Annotated in this window: 16 protein-coding genes; 15 read left to right on the top strand and 1 reads right to left on the bottom strand. The window is 68.1% G+C overall.

Annotated elements, in window-relative coordinates:
- Window positions 1-2 precede the first annotated feature (2 nt).
- The 6 genes from BS80_RS12625 (at window position 3) to BS80_RS12650 (ending at window position 7,523) form a co-directional block, all read left to right on the top strand.
- On the top strand, window positions 3-3,017 hold the full coding sequence (locus tag BS80_RS12625) for a phage portal protein (protein ID WP_198045499.1): 3,015 nt from the start codon (window positions 3-5) through the stop codon (window positions 3,015-3,017).
- An 8-nt stretch (window positions 3,018-3,025) separates the two neighbouring features.
- A complete protein-coding gene (locus BS80_RS12630; RefSeq protein ID WP_035796485.1) occupies window positions 3,026-3,409 on the top strand; it encodes an XkdF-like putative serine protease domain-containing protein in 384 nt (127 codons plus the stop codon).
- Window positions 3,409-5,058 (top strand): hypothetical protein, encoded by a 1,650-nt coding sequence (locus BS80_RS12635; RefSeq protein ID WP_035796487.1) that lies wholly within the window; start codon window positions 3,409-3,411, stop codon window positions 5,056-5,058. The genes BS80_RS12630 and BS80_RS12635 overlap by 1 nt, the downstream gene beginning before the upstream one ends.
- Before the next feature lie 77 nt (window positions 5,059-5,135).
- Window positions 5,136-6,629 carry a hypothetical protein gene (locus BS80_RS12640; RefSeq protein WP_035796488.1) on the top strand — a complete coding sequence of 498 codons (1,494 nt, stop codon included), beginning with the start codon at window positions 5,136-5,138 and terminating at the stop codon, window positions 6,627-6,629.
- 74 nt (window positions 6,630-6,703) lie between these two features.
- Window positions 6,704-7,150: a hypothetical protein gene (locus BS80_RS12645; protein WP_035796490.1), complete on the top strand. Its 447-nt coding sequence runs from the start codon at window positions 6,704-6,706 to the stop codon at window positions 7,148-7,150.
- A gap of 40 nt (window positions 7,151-7,190) precedes the next feature.
- Window positions 7,191-7,523: a hypothetical protein gene (locus tag BS80_RS12650; RefSeq protein ID WP_035796492.1), complete on the top strand. Its 333-nt coding sequence runs from the start codon at window positions 7,191-7,193 to the stop codon at window positions 7,521-7,523.
- Here the strand turns inward: BS80_RS12650 and BS80_RS40725 are convergent, their stop codons facing one another.
- On the bottom strand, window positions 7,524-7,736 hold the full coding sequence (locus tag BS80_RS40725; protein WP_157536209.1) for a hypothetical protein: 213 nt from the start codon (window positions 7,734-7,736) through the stop codon (window positions 7,524-7,526). It lies immediately after the preceding gene.
- Between the two features lie 134 nt (window positions 7,737-7,870).
- Here BS80_RS40725 and BS80_RS40730 point away from each other — a divergent pair, with 134 nt between their 5' ends.
- From BS80_RS40730 to BS80_RS41830, 9 genes are all read left to right on the top strand, one after another.
- The gene (locus BS80_RS40730) at window positions 7,871-8,767 is read left to right on the top strand and encodes a hypothetical protein (RefSeq protein WP_157536211.1); all 897 of its coding nucleotides are present in this window, start codon (window positions 7,871-7,873) and stop codon (window positions 8,765-8,767) included.
- Window positions 8,767-9,174 carry a hypothetical protein gene (locus BS80_RS12665; RefSeq protein WP_035796498.1) on the top strand — a complete coding sequence of 136 codons (408 nt, stop codon included), beginning with the start codon at window positions 8,767-8,769 and terminating at the stop codon, window positions 9,172-9,174. Before BS80_RS40730 ends, BS80_RS12665 begins: the two co-directional genes overlap by 1 nt.
- A gap of 14 nt (window positions 9,175-9,188) precedes the next feature.
- The gene (locus tag BS80_RS12670; protein ID WP_051966511.1) at window positions 9,189-9,566 is read left to right on the top strand and encodes a hypothetical protein; all 378 of its coding nucleotides are present in this window, start codon (window positions 9,189-9,191) and stop codon (window positions 9,564-9,566) included.
- Between the two features lie 17 nt (window positions 9,567-9,583).
- Window positions 9,584-10,081: a hypothetical protein gene (locus tag BS80_RS12675; protein WP_035796500.1), complete on the top strand. Its 498-nt coding sequence runs from the start codon at window positions 9,584-9,586 to the stop codon at window positions 10,079-10,081.
- A 13-nt stretch (window positions 10,082-10,094) separates the two neighbouring features.
- Window positions 10,095-10,244, top strand: coding sequence for a hypothetical protein (locus BS80_RS40735; protein WP_157536213.1), 150 nt, complete (start codon window positions 10,095-10,097; stop codon window positions 10,242-10,244).
- Complete coding sequence (locus BS80_RS12680) at window positions 10,241-10,606, top strand: hypothetical protein (RefSeq protein ID WP_157536215.1); 366 nt, start codon at window positions 10,241-10,243, stop codon at window positions 10,604-10,606. Before BS80_RS40735 ends, BS80_RS12680 begins: the two co-directional genes overlap by 4 nt.
- A gap of 63 nt (window positions 10,607-10,669) precedes the next feature.
- Window positions 10,670-11,269, top strand: a complete 600-nt coding sequence (locus tag BS80_RS12685) for a phage tail tube protein (RefSeq protein ID WP_456298575.1) — start codon at window positions 10,670-10,672, stop codon at window positions 11,267-11,269.
- A gap of 84 nt (window positions 11,270-11,353) precedes the next feature.
- The gene (locus tag BS80_RS40740) at window positions 11,354-11,758 is read left to right on the top strand and encodes a hypothetical protein (protein WP_157536217.1); all 405 of its coding nucleotides are present in this window, start codon (window positions 11,354-11,356) and stop codon (window positions 11,756-11,758) included.
- Window positions 11,759-12,114: 356 nt separating this feature from the next.
- The gene (locus tag BS80_RS41830; RefSeq protein ID WP_198045500.1) at window positions 12,115-16,215 is read left to right on the top strand and encodes a transglycosylase SLT domain-containing protein; all 4,101 of its coding nucleotides are present in this window, start codon (window positions 12,115-12,117) and stop codon (window positions 16,213-16,215) included.
- Window positions 16,216-16,269 lie beyond the last annotated feature (54 nt).

Genomic DNA, 16,269 nt, shown 5'->3' on the forward strand with positions numbered 1-16,269 from the left:
CCGTGCCCGACCCCCGCCGCCTCGCCAAGACCTTCGGGTCAAGCGTGCCCGCCACAATGTCCGCTGGCGAGAGCGCCGCGCTGATGACGCCCGCCAAGCCGTTCTCGCCCGGCATACCCATCAGCCCGTACGACGGCTACTCCCGCACTCCCCGCGCCCACGAGTACGTCACCAACTACAACACCAGTGCCCGCCCCCGCTCCCATGAGCGGGTCAGTTTCGACACCCTCCGCGGTCTCATCGAGTCGTACGACGTGGCGCAGATGTGCATCTGGCACCGGATTGACTCGATCCGGTCTCTGGACTGGTCGCTGGTCGCTGCCCCGCACTTCGACGGCGACGTGGCTGACGCAATCAACATCGGCATGGCCGCCCTGTCCAAGCCCGACCGTCAGACCCCTTTCTCCAGCTGGCTGTCCGCCTACCTGTACGACGTACTCGCCTACGACGCAGGCGCCCTCTACCGGCTCCGCAACCGGCGCGGCGACGCGATCGGGCTCATGAACGTCGACGGCACCACGATCGCACCCCTGCTGGACTACTGGGGTCGCTCTCCCGGGGACGGCGCGGAAGCCTATGTGCAGTACGCGAACGGGCTGCCGTGGAACTGGCTGACCCGATCCGATCTGATCTACGAGCCGTTCCGGAAGCGCCCGAACTCGCCGTACGGGTTGGCGCCGCTCGAAACAATCATCTTGAATGCCAACACGGACATCCGCTTCCAGGTCTATTTTTTGGAGCGGTTCACCGAGGGCAACATCCCTCAGGCATTCGCCTCAGCGCCCGAATCCTGGTCGCCCGACCAGATCGAGCAGTGGCAGACGCTGTGGGACTCCTTCATGGCCGGCGACCAGGCCGCCAAGCACACCATCAAGTGGATGCCCGGCGGCTCCACGATCGCCTGGTCGAACGAGAAGGACTTCACCGACGCCTTCTCACTCTTCCTCATGAGGAAGACCGCGGCCGCCTTTCACGTCGTCCCGTCCGACCTCGGGTTCACCGAGAACGTCAACCTGTCTTCCGGCGAGTCGCAGGCCGACGTCCAGCACCGCGTCGGCGACCTGCCGCTGATCCGCCACATCCAGCACATCCTCACCAGCTTCCTGCAAGACGACCTGCACCTCCCCGTCGCGTTCACGTTCGATCTCGGCGAAGAGCAGGCCGACCGCCTCCAGCAGGCCCAAGCCGACCAGATCTACATCCAGAATGGCGTGATCGGCGCATCCGACATCCGCGCCATGCGGTACGGGCTGGAGGAACCCGAGGGCGTGCCCGTCCCCCGGTACATCTTCACGGCCCACGGCGGCCCCATCCCGCTGGCTTCCCTGTATGCAGTCGCAGGACAGCTCGACCCTGCAACTGCCGCGCCGCTGCCGGGCGCCGCGCTGCCGCACACCGCCTTCGCCGGCGCCGAGGGGGTCGTGCCGAACCCGCCGATCATGGTGGCGCCGCTCGCCGAGCAGGAGTACGGTCCGGCCGCTCTCCCGCCGGCCCCGCCTCCGCAGCCCGCAGCGCCCGAGCCTGTGGCGAAAAGCGAAACTGCGGGCATCACCAGCACGACCGGCATCACCGGTTACGACCTCGACGACGACGAGGACGAGCAGAGCAAGGAGCAGCTCACCAAGGCCGAACTCGCCGCGTTCCGTAAGTTCGCCAAGTCCCGCCTACGGGCAGCGAAGTGGCGGGACTTCGAGTTCCGCACCATCAGTCCCGTCCGCGCGCGGCGCCTCAACCAGGCCGGAAGGCTCACCCTTCGCAAGGCGGAGGGCGACGTCGCCGTCGCAGGACTCGCAATCCAGGCCGCCGACACCGGCCGCGTGCTGATGCTGCAGCGGGCCCTCGACCCCGACGATCCGGCAGCCGGCACGTGGGAGTTCCCCGGAGGTCACCTCGAAGGCGAGGAGACCCCACTCCAAGGGGCGTGGCGGGAATGGGCCGAGGAGACCAACCGCATCCCGCCCCCCGGCATCCAGACCGGCTCATGGGCCAGCGCCGATGGCATCTACCAGGGCATCGTCTGGAGCGTCGACTCCGAGAACTGCGTGCCCCTGGACGGCCGCGGCCAGGTGTCGAACCCGGACGACCCGGACGGCGACTGCATCGAGGCGATCGCCTGGTGGTCACCCGACCAGCTCGCCGGGAACCCGGCGGTGCGGCCGGAACTGCTGGCCAGCCTGCCGGATGTGCTCACTGCCCTCGGCATCGAGGCGGACGACAGCTCGGCCGAACTGGCGAAGGCGGCTGCCAACCCAAAAGGCTCGGCCCCTGACGGGGCCTGGCCTGGATGGGAACTGGACCTGGCAGTCGCCGCGCACTGGGCGCCGCTCATCGCCGAGGCCATCACCGGGGTCCTGACTGCCGACAAGGCGCGCCAACTGGTCACCAGCTACGCCGCCCAGGCGAACACCAGTGACGCCCTCACCTGGCTCAACGGGCAGGGCATCGACCTGGCCGCCCCGCTCGTCCCCGTCCTGGCCGGGCTCGCCACCGACGCCTACCTCCTCGGGACAGCTTCGGCACAGGCTGCCGCCAGCGGCGGCGAGATGCAGCTCGGCGACTGGGAGCCAGGCCGCACCGATACGGCCCAGGATCGGATCGAGGAACTCGGGGCGGCGACCGGACTGGCCGCCGTCCTCGCCGCGGTGCCAGCCCTCGCCGACCGGGTCGCCGCCTCACGGATGAAGGACGCCGCCCGCGCCCTGTCCTCGGGCGCGGCCGCCGGAGACACCCCGGATGCCATCACCGACGCAGTCACCACCGCAGCCTCAGCCCCCAGCACAGCCGAGGCCGTGACCGTCACCGAGACCACCCGCGGATCCGGCGCCGCAGCCCTCGACTACTACACCCAGCAGGGCATCACCACCACACGCTGGCTCACCGAGCCGGACGGCCGCGTCTGCCCGGCATGCGACGCCAACGCCGCCGCCGGCCGCCAGGCCGTCGGGGCAACTTACCCGAGCGGCGACACTTCGCCGCCCGCCCACCCGAACTGCCGGTGCGCCCTCGCCCCCGCCTAGGAGGTGCCGTGAACGACCAACCCCAGCGCTACGTCCTAGGGATCGCCTACCAGGCCGGCCCCGACCCGCGGATCCAGCGGGGCGCCGACGGCGGCCGCGACTTCTTCTCCGAGGACGAACTGGAGAAGGCCGCATGGGGATTCCTGCAAAAGGGCGCCCAAGTCGGCCTCTTCCACGGCCCCGAGGAGTCGATCGGGGCCGCAACCGTCGTCGAGTCATACATCTGGCGCGCCGAACCCTGGGACCTCGGCAACGGCACCGTCGTCCGCAAAGGTGACTGGCTGATCGGCGCGATCCTCGACGAGCCCGCCTGGCAGCTCTACAAGTCCGGGCGCGTAACTGGCTGGTCGCCCCAGGGCTCAGCACGCCGCATCACGAACCGGAGCAGCTGATGACCACACCAGCAGATGACTTCACGGAACTGCGTGACGCCGACATCCCCCGCGTTGACCTCGTGGACAAGGCGGCGAACGGCACCACGTTCCTGATTGCCAAGCGCGCCGACGGCGAGGGCCTCATGGACCCCGGCTTCGTCCGGGACCTGATCGGCAAGGCCGCACCCGAGCCCACCCGCGAGGAAACCGTGACCATGACTGGCAGCCCCAGCGCACTCATGAAGCTCATCCACGAAGCCACAGTGCGCCGCGAGGCCGCGCCGATCGCCAAGGCCGACCACTCGGCCTCGCAGGACGAAGAGGTAACCAAGATGGTCGGCGGAGAACTGGACGACGGCGTCGACGGCATGGACCCCACCGTGGTCCTCGCCGCACCCGAGAGCGACGACGCCCCAGGCGATCCCAACGAGCCCGGCAGCCCCGCCTGGGAAGCCGTGGACGCGGCGACCGCCCAGAAGTGGACGTCGATCGCGGTCCGCCTCAAGAACGCCCTCGGGGTCCTCGCGGACCGGGAGATGCTCGAAGCCGCCACCGCCGACCCCGACGACGCCGACAACGCCTGGGACCTGCAGGACGCGCAGGCCGCCCTCGACTACGTCATCGACATCCTCGCCGGGTTCGCCGTCGACGAGCAGGCCGAAGCCGAACTGTGCACCGAAGCGATGGAGCAGGTCGGCAAGGCACTCGGCGGGTTCGACACCGCCCCGCTCGACACGTTCGAGGCCCTCGCTCCGGTCGCCAAGGCCGGCCGCAGCCTGTCCGCGGCGAACGAGCAGGCCATCCGTGACGCCGTCAGCAGCCTGCAGAAGGTACTCGCCTCCCTGCCCGCCGCGCCCATCGAGAAGGACAGCGGCCCCCTGGCCGCCAACGCCGCCCGCGAGGAGCCGACCATGACCGAGCCGACCACGGCCGCCGACACCATCGAAGCCGCAGGCGCGGCACCCGCCATGGGCGCCCAGAAGCCGATGGCCAAGGCTGACGCCGACAAGCCCGAAATGGTCGCCGTCTACGACCAGAACGGCAACCTCGTCGGAGTGGTCGACCCCACCGACATCACCGTGATCCAGGGCGCCGGATCCAACAAGGCGTCGGACGACGGCACTTCCGAGGCAGGCGACGCCGACACTTCGGACGACGCCGACGCCACCCAGACCACCGACCTCGAACCGCAGCCCGCGGACCAGGCCGGAACCCCCGCCGACGCCGCCCCCGACAACGGCGACGACGACACCGTCACCAAGAAGACCACCGACGAGAACAACACCTTCTCGGACATGTTCAAGAGCAGCCTCCTGGCTGCGGTCGAAGACGTCATGACGAAGCACAGCGCCTCGCAGACCGCGGAGATCGCCAAGACCGGCGATGCGGTCATCGAACTGGCGGAGCTCGTCGAGACGCTCAAGGGCCGCATCGGGACGCTGGAGGAGCAGCCCGCCGAGCCGAAGATCTTCACCCAGGGGGCCGGCCCCACGCCGCAGAATCTGCGCGGCCAGGACCGAGACGCCCCCGCGATCGACGTCACGAAGGCCCAGGAACTCAAGAAGAGCCTCATGGCCTCCACCGACGCCGTCGAACAGCGCAACATCGCGGCCCTCATGAACCAGCAGGCCCGACTCGCGTTCGACCAGCTCCAGCAGCGCAGCTGACGCCAGCGCCCCACCCACTTCAAAGCCCCTGCCGGCCACGCCGACAGGGGCTTTCGCATACCCAGAGGTAGGCACTCATGAACAACCAGCAGGAAATGACGGAGGCTACCCTGGCGGCAATCGCCAAGGCCTCGACCACCGGCATCACCAGCGCGACCGGCCTGTACTCCTACGACCTCGGACCGCTCGTCCAGCTCGTCCCCGTCGTCACCCCGGCCCGCGACGCCATCCCCCGTGTCACCGCCACCGACGGTAACCCGTACGCCGTGTGGCGTGCCATTCTCAACAACACCAGCGCCCAGCCCAGCCCGTTCATGGGCCTGGACTTCGCAGCGAACGTCTCCAAGGTGTCCGAGCAGGACTTCCAGGCGAAGTACATGCGCTCCGGCATGGGCGGCACCGTCACCCTCGACGCGCAGGACTTCTCCAAGGGCTACTCCGATGCCAACGCCGTCGCCACGTTCCAGACCCTGAACCAGGTACTGATCGGAGACGACAGGGCCCTCGTCGGCGCCCAGTCCTTCCCGCTGGCCCGGCCCGCCGCCCCCACGCTGACCCAGCACGCCACCGGTGGCAGCATCGGCGCCGTCCAGGTGTACGTGGGCGTCGCCGCCCGAACCGGGATCGGCTACTACTACGGCACCGGCAACAGCCGTGGCAACAGCGGCAGCACCACGTTCGGATCCGGCACGGCCAACAGCATCACCGGCACCGTCGCCGCCGTGCGGGGCGCCGTCTGCTACGACTGGTTCCAGTCTGCCGACGGCTCGACCTGGTACTACTACACCACCACCACGGTCAACACGGTCACCATGACCGCGGTCATCAGCTCCAACAACGCGCTGCCGTCCGGCCTCGCGGTCCCCGACCTGTCCGTGAACTGGAAGGGCACCGCGAACGCCGTCCCGACCATCAACACGTCCGCGGACAACAACTCTGGCGACCCGACCCAGTACGACGGTCTCCTCGCCTCGCTCGCCGGGGACTACTCCTCGACCGGCCAGTGGGTGCAGTCCGGCACCGCCAACGCGAACCCGTCGACGTTCAGCTCACTCGACGGCGCGTCGCTGACCCTGGGCGGCGGAAGCGTCAACGAGTTCAACCAGTACCTGTTCCTGCCGCTGTGGAACGCCGTCAAGTGCTCCCCGACTGCGCTGATGATGAACGCGGCGCAGGCCCAGGAGACCGCAACCCTGATCCTCGGGTCGACCGGTGCGACGACGTTCCTCAACACCGACGCCTCCGGACGTCTCAACGTCACCGCCGGTGGCCGGGTCGGCAGCGTCATCAACGCCCCGGCCGGCGGCATCGAGGTCCCCATCGAGGTTCACCCGTCGGTTCCGCCCGGCACCATCGTCGCGCGAACGGACAGGGTGCCGTTCCCGCAGGCCAACGTCTCCAACGTGCTCGAATACCGGGCACTGCGCGACACCTACCGGTACGACTACGCCAGCGCTCGTCTGGCGAACACCGCCGGCGGCGGCCCTCGGGTCGACTACGAGATCGAGTCGCTCGGAGCCTTCGTGAACCGTGCGCCGGTCGCAATGGCCGTTTTGTCCAATGTGGGCTAAGTGACCCACCTGGCAACGGAGGCCGGGGGCGACCAACCCTCGGCCTCCCGCGCACCCAGCAAAAGGGGCTCCTGATGGTGATTCCACCGCCGCGCGCGGCTGTTCCGCTGCCGCATTTCGTTCCGACGCAGGAGCTGTTCCGGGCGGATGGCCTGACGCTGACTGGCACGTCGAACACGGTGACGGCGAACGTCACCAACCAGGTCAACGGCGCGACTGGCGGTCTGATCGATGTGTCGTCAGTAGCAAACGGCCTGCTGGTCGTCAACGCGAGCATCGCGCCGACTGGCACCACGCCTGGCCTGGCAGTGTTCTTCGATGTTCAGGACGCGTACGGCAACTGGTGTTTGGTGTCGAATTCGACGGCGATCTCGGGCGCGGTCCTGAACTCCAGCGGCACGGTATACGGCCAGATCTCCAACGGCTACAACCTGTCCTTCGCAGGCCGGATCCGCTGGGTCGTCACAGGCACGGCGACGCCGACGTTCAGTGGCGTGAGCTTCAGCCTGTACGGCCGCTGACCCACCTATCCACCCGATCTACACCCTCTAGGAGAGCAGCATGCGCCTGTACACGCGCACGGGCGCGACCGCGCTCGACGACCCCGAATGGGGCCACTTCGAAGCCGACGAGCAGGGCGGCTTCGACCTTCCCGACCAGCTGGCCGAGCAGCAGCGGGCATTCGCGGTGCGCGGGAGCCACGCCTGGGAGACCGACATCGAGCGTCAGCACCGGCTTGTCACCGAGGAGCGGGAGCGGCGCCAGGATCCGGCGACACTGTTGCAGGCCGTGGAACAGCTGGTGAAGGCCCAGGTTCCATCCCCATCGGTCGAGAACGCTGCGCCGGTCAAGCGCACCTCGAAGCGCGCTCCTTCGACCCCGGCTGGCAACTAGTCAGCGCCAGGCGGCCAGTGCCCGCTGTCCGAGCCGCCACCCGGCAACGGCAGCCCAGGCAATGCCCTGGTACGTCCAGACGAAGAGCATGACCATGAGCCAGACCATCAGCTCAAGCATCCGCCACAGCAGCAGGATCGGGCCCACCAGCATCCAGCCGACCGGGCCCATGCTGACCCACTGACGTCGGCCTCTGCCTGCACGCCAGGACATGCCAACTCTCATGCTCGTCTCCCCTCCACTTGAGCTGCGGGCAGCGTAGCGGCCATATGCCGCCCGCACCACGAGTTCCGATCAGATGAACGGCGGTGACGGCGATGCCCGCTACGCCCTACATCACACCAGCCATGCTCACTGCCGCCCCGGCAGGATTGTCCTGGTCGGTCGTCCCCACTCTCACGGCCGGCGCCCCCGCCCAACTGGCGCAGCTCGCCCAGGTCTGCTGGCAGGCGACGTCGGCGGTCGACCGGTACTGCCGGCAGCCGCTGCGGGCCGTCATCAACACGGAGACCAGTGCGGGTCCGGGCCTGCCGCGCATCACCTCGGACCGGAACACCCGTAGAGGCACGATCGTGACGCGGCGCTGGCCCGTCACGTCTGTGGCCGCCATCCAGGTGTCGCCCTCGATCGCTTTCCCGGAGCAGTGGACGCTGGTTCCGCCCGGCCAGTGGAGGATCCGACACCCAGTGATCCTCTCGGCTGCTCCCACCCCGGAGACGGGCCCATCGGGCGGAAACGCCATCGACGTGGCACCCGGATACATCACCTGGGACCGCGGCAAGGGCGGCTGGGACGTGATGACGTCTTACCAGTCCGGGCACCCGCACGCCGGACTCGCCGCGTCTGCCACCTCCGGGGCCCAGACGCTGACCGTGGACGACGTCACCGGCTGGGCGGACACCGTCGGGTTCCTGTACGACGGGGTGTCAACCGAACTGGTCGAGGTGAACGCTGCCGCGGCAACAACCCCCGTGCAACTGCCGGGCATCGGCGGCACTGTGCAGGCCGGACCAGGACAGCTGACACTCTCCCAGCCGCTGGCATTCAGCCACGGCGCCGGAGCCGTACTTTCCGCGCTGCCGCCGGACGTCATTCGCGCCACCGCCCTGCAGGCCTCGGTCATGGCCTTGGAGAACATCGACGCAATCGCCACCCAGTCCCTGTCCGGGCAAATGGCCGGCGGCACCACCATCCTCGCCGAGGAAGTCGAGCTGATCCTCGACGACTACCGGCGGGTCGCCTGATGGCCAGGGCCCGAACCGCCCGCGGCGGCAGCGGGGCAAGCGGAGCCGACGCGGTCCTCAAATTCCGCAACCGGCTCCTCAACACCTACCGCGGGACCGCCGCGAACACATACGGCGACCTCACCGACGTCGGCACCCTGTACCTCACCGGCGTGCCGGCCGCCCTTGCCGAGACCACCCAGACCTACTTCGACGCGGCGACCCAACGCAACCAGATCACCCGCGAGATCACCTGCCGCGTCGACTCGTGGGTGGACATCATCACCACCGACACGATCGAGGACACCACCACGGGCCTCTACTACCTGATCGAGGGCATCAAATCCGAGCCCGGGATCGGCTACTACCCGCCGCCGAAAATCCTCACCCTGCGGATGCGCTCCGGCGTCAGCATCCAATCCGACTGACGAGGAGCACAGAGGTGGGACGCGTTGAGATCGACGACCAGTGGCAGCCGCAAGTCGAGGACGAACTCCTGAAGCTCTTCAAAGACCGACTGGGCCCGGACATCGCCCGCGACGCCCAGCGGTACTGCCCGGAACGCACCGGCGCCCTCAAGGAGTCGATCGAGAACCACATGGAGGACCGGGACCTCATCATCTCCGCCACCGGAGGCGACGACGGCCGCTCCTACGCCGCCTACGTCGAACTCGGCACCAGACCGCACATCATCCGCTCACACGGACCGTGGCCACTGCGCAGCGCGGACGGCGAAGTGTTCGGCCCAGTGGTGCACCACCCCGGCACTGTGGCGAAACCGTTCCTGCGCCCAGCCCTTTTCCAGGAGCGCGGCGACTAACCACAGGGGGGTGACCGGTGGCCAGTCCCCTGCCGCTGGAGGCCAACGACGAGCTCGTCGCAGTCGCCTGGCTAGCAACGGTGCCGGGCCTGTCCGCCGCGATGGTGGGTACCCAGCTCCCACCGGATGTGAACGCGGACGGCTCCCAAGCCGACTGGATCGAGACCGGGTTCGTCACTGTGACCGTGGTCGGCGGCAACCCAGACGACCTGCTGCCCGTCAATCAGCCGGTTCTCCAAGTGGACTGCTGGGCAACCGTGCCCGGCTCCAACAAACCACCCTGGTGGAAGGCGCACGCGCTTGCCTCCGCGATCCGCCGCGCCACGTGGGACCGGTACCGGATCCCACGCGCACTGTCGCCGGCGGCATCCGGGGTGGCGTATCCGACGGCGGTCGTGCAGTCCGCCTACATCGCCACCTCGTTCAGGCGCCTGTACGGCGACGACAGCGACTACGCGCGTCTGCAGGGCGACCTGGCGCTGAGCTGGGTCACAGCCAACGACGTCCTCGACTGATGAAGGAAAAACCATGCCCAAGGTCAGGGTGACCCTCCTGCCGGACCCGATCGAGGTCCCCGAGGACGAGGTCGCCGTACTGCGCGCCCAAGGCCTGCTCGTCGAGGACGACGCGCCGGCGGCCCCCGTCAAGCCAGCTCCCAGGAAGGACGAGCAGCCGTGACCCTGCTGACTCTTAACCCCACGCAGCAGCCCCGCACGGGGTCGGCTGCCCCCGTCAATTTGACGTCGTTGATGGCAGCCGGTGTGCTCGGCTCCAACACGGGCGTCAGCTTCGCAAATACTGGCCGCGAGGTGCTGTTCGTCAACGTCGCCTCGGGCGGCTCGACGTGCTCCATCGCAATCGGCACCACGATCGAGGGCCAGCCGGTCACGGCACTGACACCGACGCTCACCGCGTCGGCCATCAACGTCCTCGGCCCGTTCCCGTCGGATGAGAACCAACCCGGCGGCACGATGCAGATCACCTTCGGCACAACCGCGAACGTCACCGTCGCCCTGGTCCAGAACGTCGGCGTGATCTAGCCCGCTTTCCTGTGTGAATCCGAATCAAAGGGCCCGCATTGAGGCTCTTTCAAATCTGAGGGGATGATCCCTTTGGCAGTGAATGCGGGCAATTTGGTACTCGGCCCGGCGCGTATGTATATCGCGCCGTTCGGGTCGACCGAGCCCACTGACGCTTCCGTAACTCCGAATGGCACGGTCACGCCGCCGTCGTCGCCCTGGACGGACGTGGGCGGTACGGACGGCGGGGTGATGTGGGAGGCGGACAACACCTACACCGCGCTGACCGTCGACCAGGTCATCATGGACGTGGGCGCGCGTCTCACGGAAATGAAGTTCACCGTGACGGTCAAGCTGTCCGAGATGACGCTGGCGAACCTGCAGGCCTCACTCAACAACATCGGCACGACCAGCAGCGGTTCGGGGTACTCCACCCTGGACATCAACGTTGGCACGTCCGCCTCCCAGCCGTCGTACGCCGCGCTGATCATCGACGGCTGGGCGCCGATGCTGTCCACCGGCCAGCCGGCCCTGCGGCGCGTCATCGTCCGCAAGGTCCTCAGCCAAGTCAAGGCACAGCTGAGCTTCGACAAGAAGACTCAGCAGTCGCTCGACTGCACGTTCCAGGCGTACTTCGTGAGCAGCAGCATCGTCCCCGTGCACATCGTGGACCAGACCGCGTAGGCAACCGCCTGATCCGGGAGCCCGGCGTCCACCCAGGGCGCCGGGCTCCCGCACGCCCACCCTCACCCTCGAAAGCGACCCCTCATGGCAGCACAGATCTCTGCTTCGAAGAAGCCGGCGGCGAAGAAGGCCACCGCCAAAGCCGCGGCAGCCCCACCGTCCACCATTCCGGACAGCTCCGGATTCCAGGTCCTGCGTCTCACCTCGAAGGCACCCGAAGCCCAGGACATGGTGCCACTCTTCGAGATCGACGGCGTCGAGTACTCGGTGCCCCGAAATCCCCGCGCGAACATCGCCCTCAAGTACCTGAGCATTCTCGAAGAGCGCGGGCCGGAACTCGCGAGCGTCTTCATCTTCCGGTCAATGCTGGGCGACGACGGCTACCGGGCTCTCAGCGACTGCGACTCCCTGACCGGGGACCACCTGGAATGGCTGCTTGAGACGCTGTCCGGCCTCGTGATGGGAACCCAGGAAGCCCCAAAAGCCTGAGCTTCGTCCCCGAGCGCGCCCAGCAGATCGGCTGGGTCCTCGCGCACCTGGACGACGTAGCCTCCGACATGTCGGCCTTTCACCGTGTCGATGACATCACCGCCTTGAACGGGCCCACCCTGTTCAAGCTAGCGTGGCGGCTGCCCGCCTACTCCGGGGTCGTGCGCGCACTGCTCTCGGAGCAGCAGGAAGCCCCAGACCGCCCGATGCCCTACACGCCAGCCGCATCCGCGCCGGGCTCACGAAAGTGGAACCCGGGGACGAAGGCCACACTCATGGCCGACCCGGACGTCAGCGGCCTTTTCTCCTTCGGGTCCTTCGGATAGGCGTCAGACGCCGGCAGGGGGTGATGCCCCATGCCTGAGGGCTTTCGGATTGCCAAGGCCTGGGTGTCGGTTTCTCCGGACACTGAGGGCTTCCGGGAGGAGTTGCAGCAGCGCCTTGAGGAGGCGATCGCCGGTGTGCGCGCGTCCGCGCGGGTCTCCCTGGACCTGTCGGAGCTTGATGCGCGGGCTTCGGAGGCGCGCCGGCGGGTTGAGGAGCTCAGCGGGGAGCATGCCGAGGCCGAGGTCGGTCTGGACATCTCTGATCTGGAGGCCCGGGCTTCGGAGGCCCGTGAGCGGGTCGATGAGATCGGGGAGTCGCATGCGGAGGCGACTGCGGATCTGAATGCGTCGGATCTGGACGCACACGCTGATGAGGCTGAGGCGCGGCTGAATGCGATCGATGGGCGCCGTGTTACGGCTCATGTCGACGCTGACACGTCCGAACTCGATGCGCGGGTCGCTGAGGCCCGGACCGAGCTGGACGGGCTCTCTCGGGACAGTAGCGGCCGGTTGCGTGACAGCCGCGGCCGGTTCGCCGGGGCCGGCGTCGGCGGTGGTCGCGAGGAGGGTGGCGGGAGCGGGAGCGGGAGCGGCGGCGGCGGCTTCTTCAGCCGCGTCTTCGGCGGCGGCAGTGGAGGGGGGAGCGGCAAGAGTGCAGTTGGCGAGGGCGGCGGTTTCCTCGAAGAGATGCCGGGTGGCCTCGGGAGTGTCCTTGCGGGTGTCGGAACGATGCTCCTTCCATCGGTGGGTGGTGTTGCGGCGGGTGCTGGTCTGCTGGGCGCCGCCGGCTTCGCGGGCTTGGGCGGCATCGCCAGCGCCCTGTCTGCGAAGGCGCAGGCCAACCAGACGCTGGGTCTGACCCCGCAGCAGAAGCAACTCACCTCGTTCTCCAACAGCGTGGCGGACCGGCAGGCCCAGGAGCAGGTCACCAATGCCCGCGCCCAGGCCGCGCAGGACGCGATCACGTCCGCGCATGCGATCGAGCAGGCCCAGCAGAGCTTGACCTCCGTGGAGCGGTCCGCTGCGGAGTCGCAGGTGCAGGCCCTCGATTCGGTGCGTCAGGCGGAGCAGGGCGTGGAGGAGGCCAACTACGGCCTCTCGGAGGCGCAGTACAACTTGAATCAGGCGTGGGAGGCGGCGCGGGAGAACATCTCGCAGCTGAACGACCAGCTCGCCGACAGCAAACTGAATGTGCAGTCCGCGCAGTTGGCGATCAAGCAGGCGATCGTCAACCAGCGGGAGGTCAACGAGAACGCCTACTCCACCGACCTGCAGCGCCAGCAGGCCGCGTTGGGTGTGGTCCAGGCACAGCAGCAGCTGCAGGACGCCCAGGACCAGCTGACCAGCTCCCAGTACAAGGCGAACGTGGCCAACCAGGAGGGCGTGGACGGCTCTCAGCAGATCATCCAGGCCAAGCAGCAGCTGATCCAGGCGCAGTACGGGCAGACCGATGCGCAGGCGCAGTACGCGGACGCGCAGATGAACCTGCGCGACACGGAGTTGAACAACGCGCAGCAGATCCAGCAGGCGCAGCTCGACTTGGCGGCCACTCAGCAGCAGGCCTCGTATCAGCAGCAGGTGGATGCGCGCACGGTCGCCGAGGCCGAGCGGAACGTCAGTGACACGTTGAAGCAGCAGCAGTTGCAGTTGGCTGCGACCGCGAGCACCGAGAACGAAGCGGCGAACATGTTCGCCCGGGACATGGCCCGGTTGACGCCCGCCGCACAGAACGTGGTGAATCAGATTTTGGGCATGCAGGGTGCCTGGCGTCAGATGAAGGCGACGGCGGAGAACGCGATCTCCCCGGGCGTGTCGGTGTTCCTCGACGGGGTGTCGAAGGTCCTGCCGTTGATCAGTGATGGTGTCGGGAAGATGGCCGGTCTGATCGGCCAGGCGTTCAGCTCGGTCGGCAAGCAGTTGCAGTCCTCGGGTGCCGGGCAGGTGCTGTCCGGTCTGATCGACAACGGGCTGAAGCTCGCGCAGGTCGTCGCCCCGGCGCTGGGCGGCTTCGTCGGGATTCTGCTGAAGGTCGGCTCGCAGTCCGGCGCGATCGACGGTCTCTCCAACTTGATCGGCGGTCTGGCGGGCGGGCTGTCGAACATCGTGAAGGCGATCTCGCCGTTCGCCGGGGTGCTGTCGCAGGTCTTCACGACCCTCGGCAGCGCCCTGCAGCCGTTCGGCACACTGCTGGGCGGCGTGGTCGGGTCGCTGGTCTCGGCGCTGGCACCCGCCCTGCAGGCGATCCTGCCGGGTTTCCAGGTACTCGCCAGCGCGCTCGGTCAGGGGCTGACGGTCGCTCTGCAGGCGATTGGTCCGCTCCTGCTGCCGGTGGGCCAGGCGATCACCGCTGTGGCGTCGGCCGTGTCACCGCTGCTACCAGCCTTGGGCGGGCTGATCGCGAAGATCGCCTCGGCACTCACCCCGGTGCTGCAGGCCGTGGTGCCCATCATCGGGATGCTCGCGCAGCTCCTGGTGAAGGACCTGCAGGACGGGCTGCTGAAGTTCGTCACAGCGATCCTGCCGATCCTGCCGGCTGTGGCGAAGCTGATCGTCTCGCTGACGCCACTGCTCGGTCTCATCCTCGGGCTCGCCGGCTTCCTCCTGGACATGTCCGCGAAGATCTTGGGCCCCGTGCTGGGCGCCCTCGCGCAGCTGATCGTGTGGATCCTGGAGCTGGCGTCGAACTGGCGGCAGGTCGTGACTTGGATCGAGGATGCCGCGCTGTGGCTGTGGCACAACGTCCTCGACCCGATGTTTCACGGCATTGCGGAAGGCGCGGTCTGGCTCTACCAGAACGGGATCCTGCCTCTCTACCACGGCTTCATGGACGTGATCGGCTGGATCGAGACCGGGGCCGACTGGCTGTGGCACCACGTGTTCGACCCGCTGTATCAGGGTCTCACGCTGGGCGCGAGCACCTTCATCACGGACTTCTCGACGGCGTGGGGCAAGCTCGAAGGGATTTTCAAGGACCCCGTCAACTTCATGATCAACACGGTGTACACCAAGGGCATCGAGGAGCTGTGGAACGGGGTCGTCGGCGCAATCGGGCAGGACAGCCTCAAGCTCCCGGACATCCGGCCGTTCGCCTCCGGTGGTCTCGTGCCCGGCTACGCGCCGGGCCAGGACACGGTTCCCGCGATGCTGTCGCCCGGCGAGGGCGTCCTCGTCCCGGAAGCTGTGCGGGCGCTCGGCCCGGGCACGGTCCTGGCTCTGAACGCCGCTTACGGCGGTGGCCGCACCTCAACGCCCGGGCACTTCAAGGGCGGCGGGATCATCGGCGGGATCACCTCGGCGTGGGACACCGTCACCGGCGGGGTCAGTAAGGCCGTCGACATCGGCAAGATCGCCGCCGCCGTCGGGACCGGCAACACCACCGCGCTGAACAACGCGCTGGCGAAGCTGGTGGGCACGAACGCGGCCGGGAACTACGCCAAGCTGCTGCTGGGCGTCCCGACCACACTGATCGGCGACCTGGTGAAGGCAGTCGTCGGCGGAAACAGCCCAGGATCCTCAGGTGGCGGCACTTCGATTCCGGCTGCCGTGTCCGGGTCGGTCGCACAGTGGTTCGCAAGCGCCGTCCAAGCCACCGGCGCCCCCACCACCTGGATTCCGGGACTGGAGACGATCGCGCACTACGAATCGGGCGACAACCCGAACGCGATCAACAACTGGGACTCCAACGCGAAGGCCGGTGACCCGTCACGCGGACTCATGCAGACCATCATGTCGACGTTCCTGGCCTACCACCAGGCCGGGACCAGCAGCAACATCTACGACCCGGTCGCGAACATCGCAGCCGGTATCAACTACATCAAGTCCCGCTACGGGAGCGTCGACAACGTGCCCGGCATCAAGTCGCTCGCCCGCGGCGGACCCTACGTCGGCTACGACTCCGGCGGCTGGCTCATGCCCTCCGGCATGCCCGTCAACGGCCTCAGCCGTCCGGAAGCGGTACTGACACCGGACCAGTGGGAGTCGATGCATGCGATCGCCCAGCAAGCCGTGAATTCAGGATCCGCCGGCCGAGAAGTCACCGTCGTCCAGCACTTCCACGGCACGGAGTTCCCCAACGCTGAGCAGAAAGCGGCGATGCAGCGGGAACTCGGGCTGGCACTCAGTGGCGGCTGAGCAAGCAGTACCCGGTCCGGGGTGACGAGACGACCGGCGGAGAAGCGACACAGG

The organism is Kitasatospora mediocidica KCTC 9733, assembly GCF_000744225.1.
Classification (GTDB): domain Bacteria; phylum Actinomycetota; class Actinomycetes; order Streptomycetales; family Streptomycetaceae; genus Kitasatospora; species Kitasatospora mediocidica.

Bases quoted from the DNA above. Each gene is read 5' to 3' on its own strand.
- BS80_RS12635 (WP_035796487.1), top strand. From the start codon at position 3,409: ATGACCACACCAGCAGATGACTTCACGGAACTGCGTGACGCCGACATC.
- BS80_RS12640 (WP_035796488.1), top strand. From the start codon at position 5,136: ATGAACAACCAGCAGGAAATGACGGAGGCTACCCTGGCGGCAATCGCC.
- BS80_RS12645 (WP_035796490.1), top strand. From the start codon at position 6,704: ATGGTGATTCCACCGCCGCGCGCGGCTGTTCCGCTGCCGCATTTCGTT.
- BS80_RS12650 (WP_035796492.1), top strand. From the start codon at position 7,191: ATGCGCCTGTACACGCGCACGGGCGCGACCGCGCTCGACGACCCCGAA.
- BS80_RS40725 (WP_157536209.1), bottom strand. From the start codon at position 7,736: ATGTCCTGGCGTGCAGGCAGAGGCCGACGTCAGTGGGTCAGCATGGGC.
- BS80_RS40730 (WP_157536211.1), top strand. From the start codon at position 7,871: ATGCTCACTGCCGCCCCGGCAGGATTGTCCTGGTCGGTCGTCCCCACT.
- BS80_RS12665 (WP_035796498.1), top strand. From the start codon at position 8,767: ATGGCCAGGGCCCGAACCGCCCGCGGCGGCAGCGGGGCAAGCGGAGCC.
- BS80_RS40735 (WP_157536213.1), top strand. From the start codon at position 10,095: ATGCCCAAGGTCAGGGTGACCCTCCTGCCGGACCCGATCGAGGTCCCC.
- BS80_RS12685 (WP_456298575.1), top strand. From the start codon at position 10,670: ATGATCCCTTTGGCAGTGAATGCGGGCAATTTGGTACTCGGCCCGGCG.
- BS80_RS40740 (WP_157536217.1), top strand. From the start codon at position 11,354: ATGGCAGCACAGATCTCTGCTTCGAAGAAGCCGGCGGCGAAGAAGGCC.
- BS80_RS41830 (WP_198045500.1), top strand. From the start codon at position 12,115: ATGCCTGAGGGCTTTCGGATTGCCAAGGCCTGGGTGTCGGTTTCTCCG.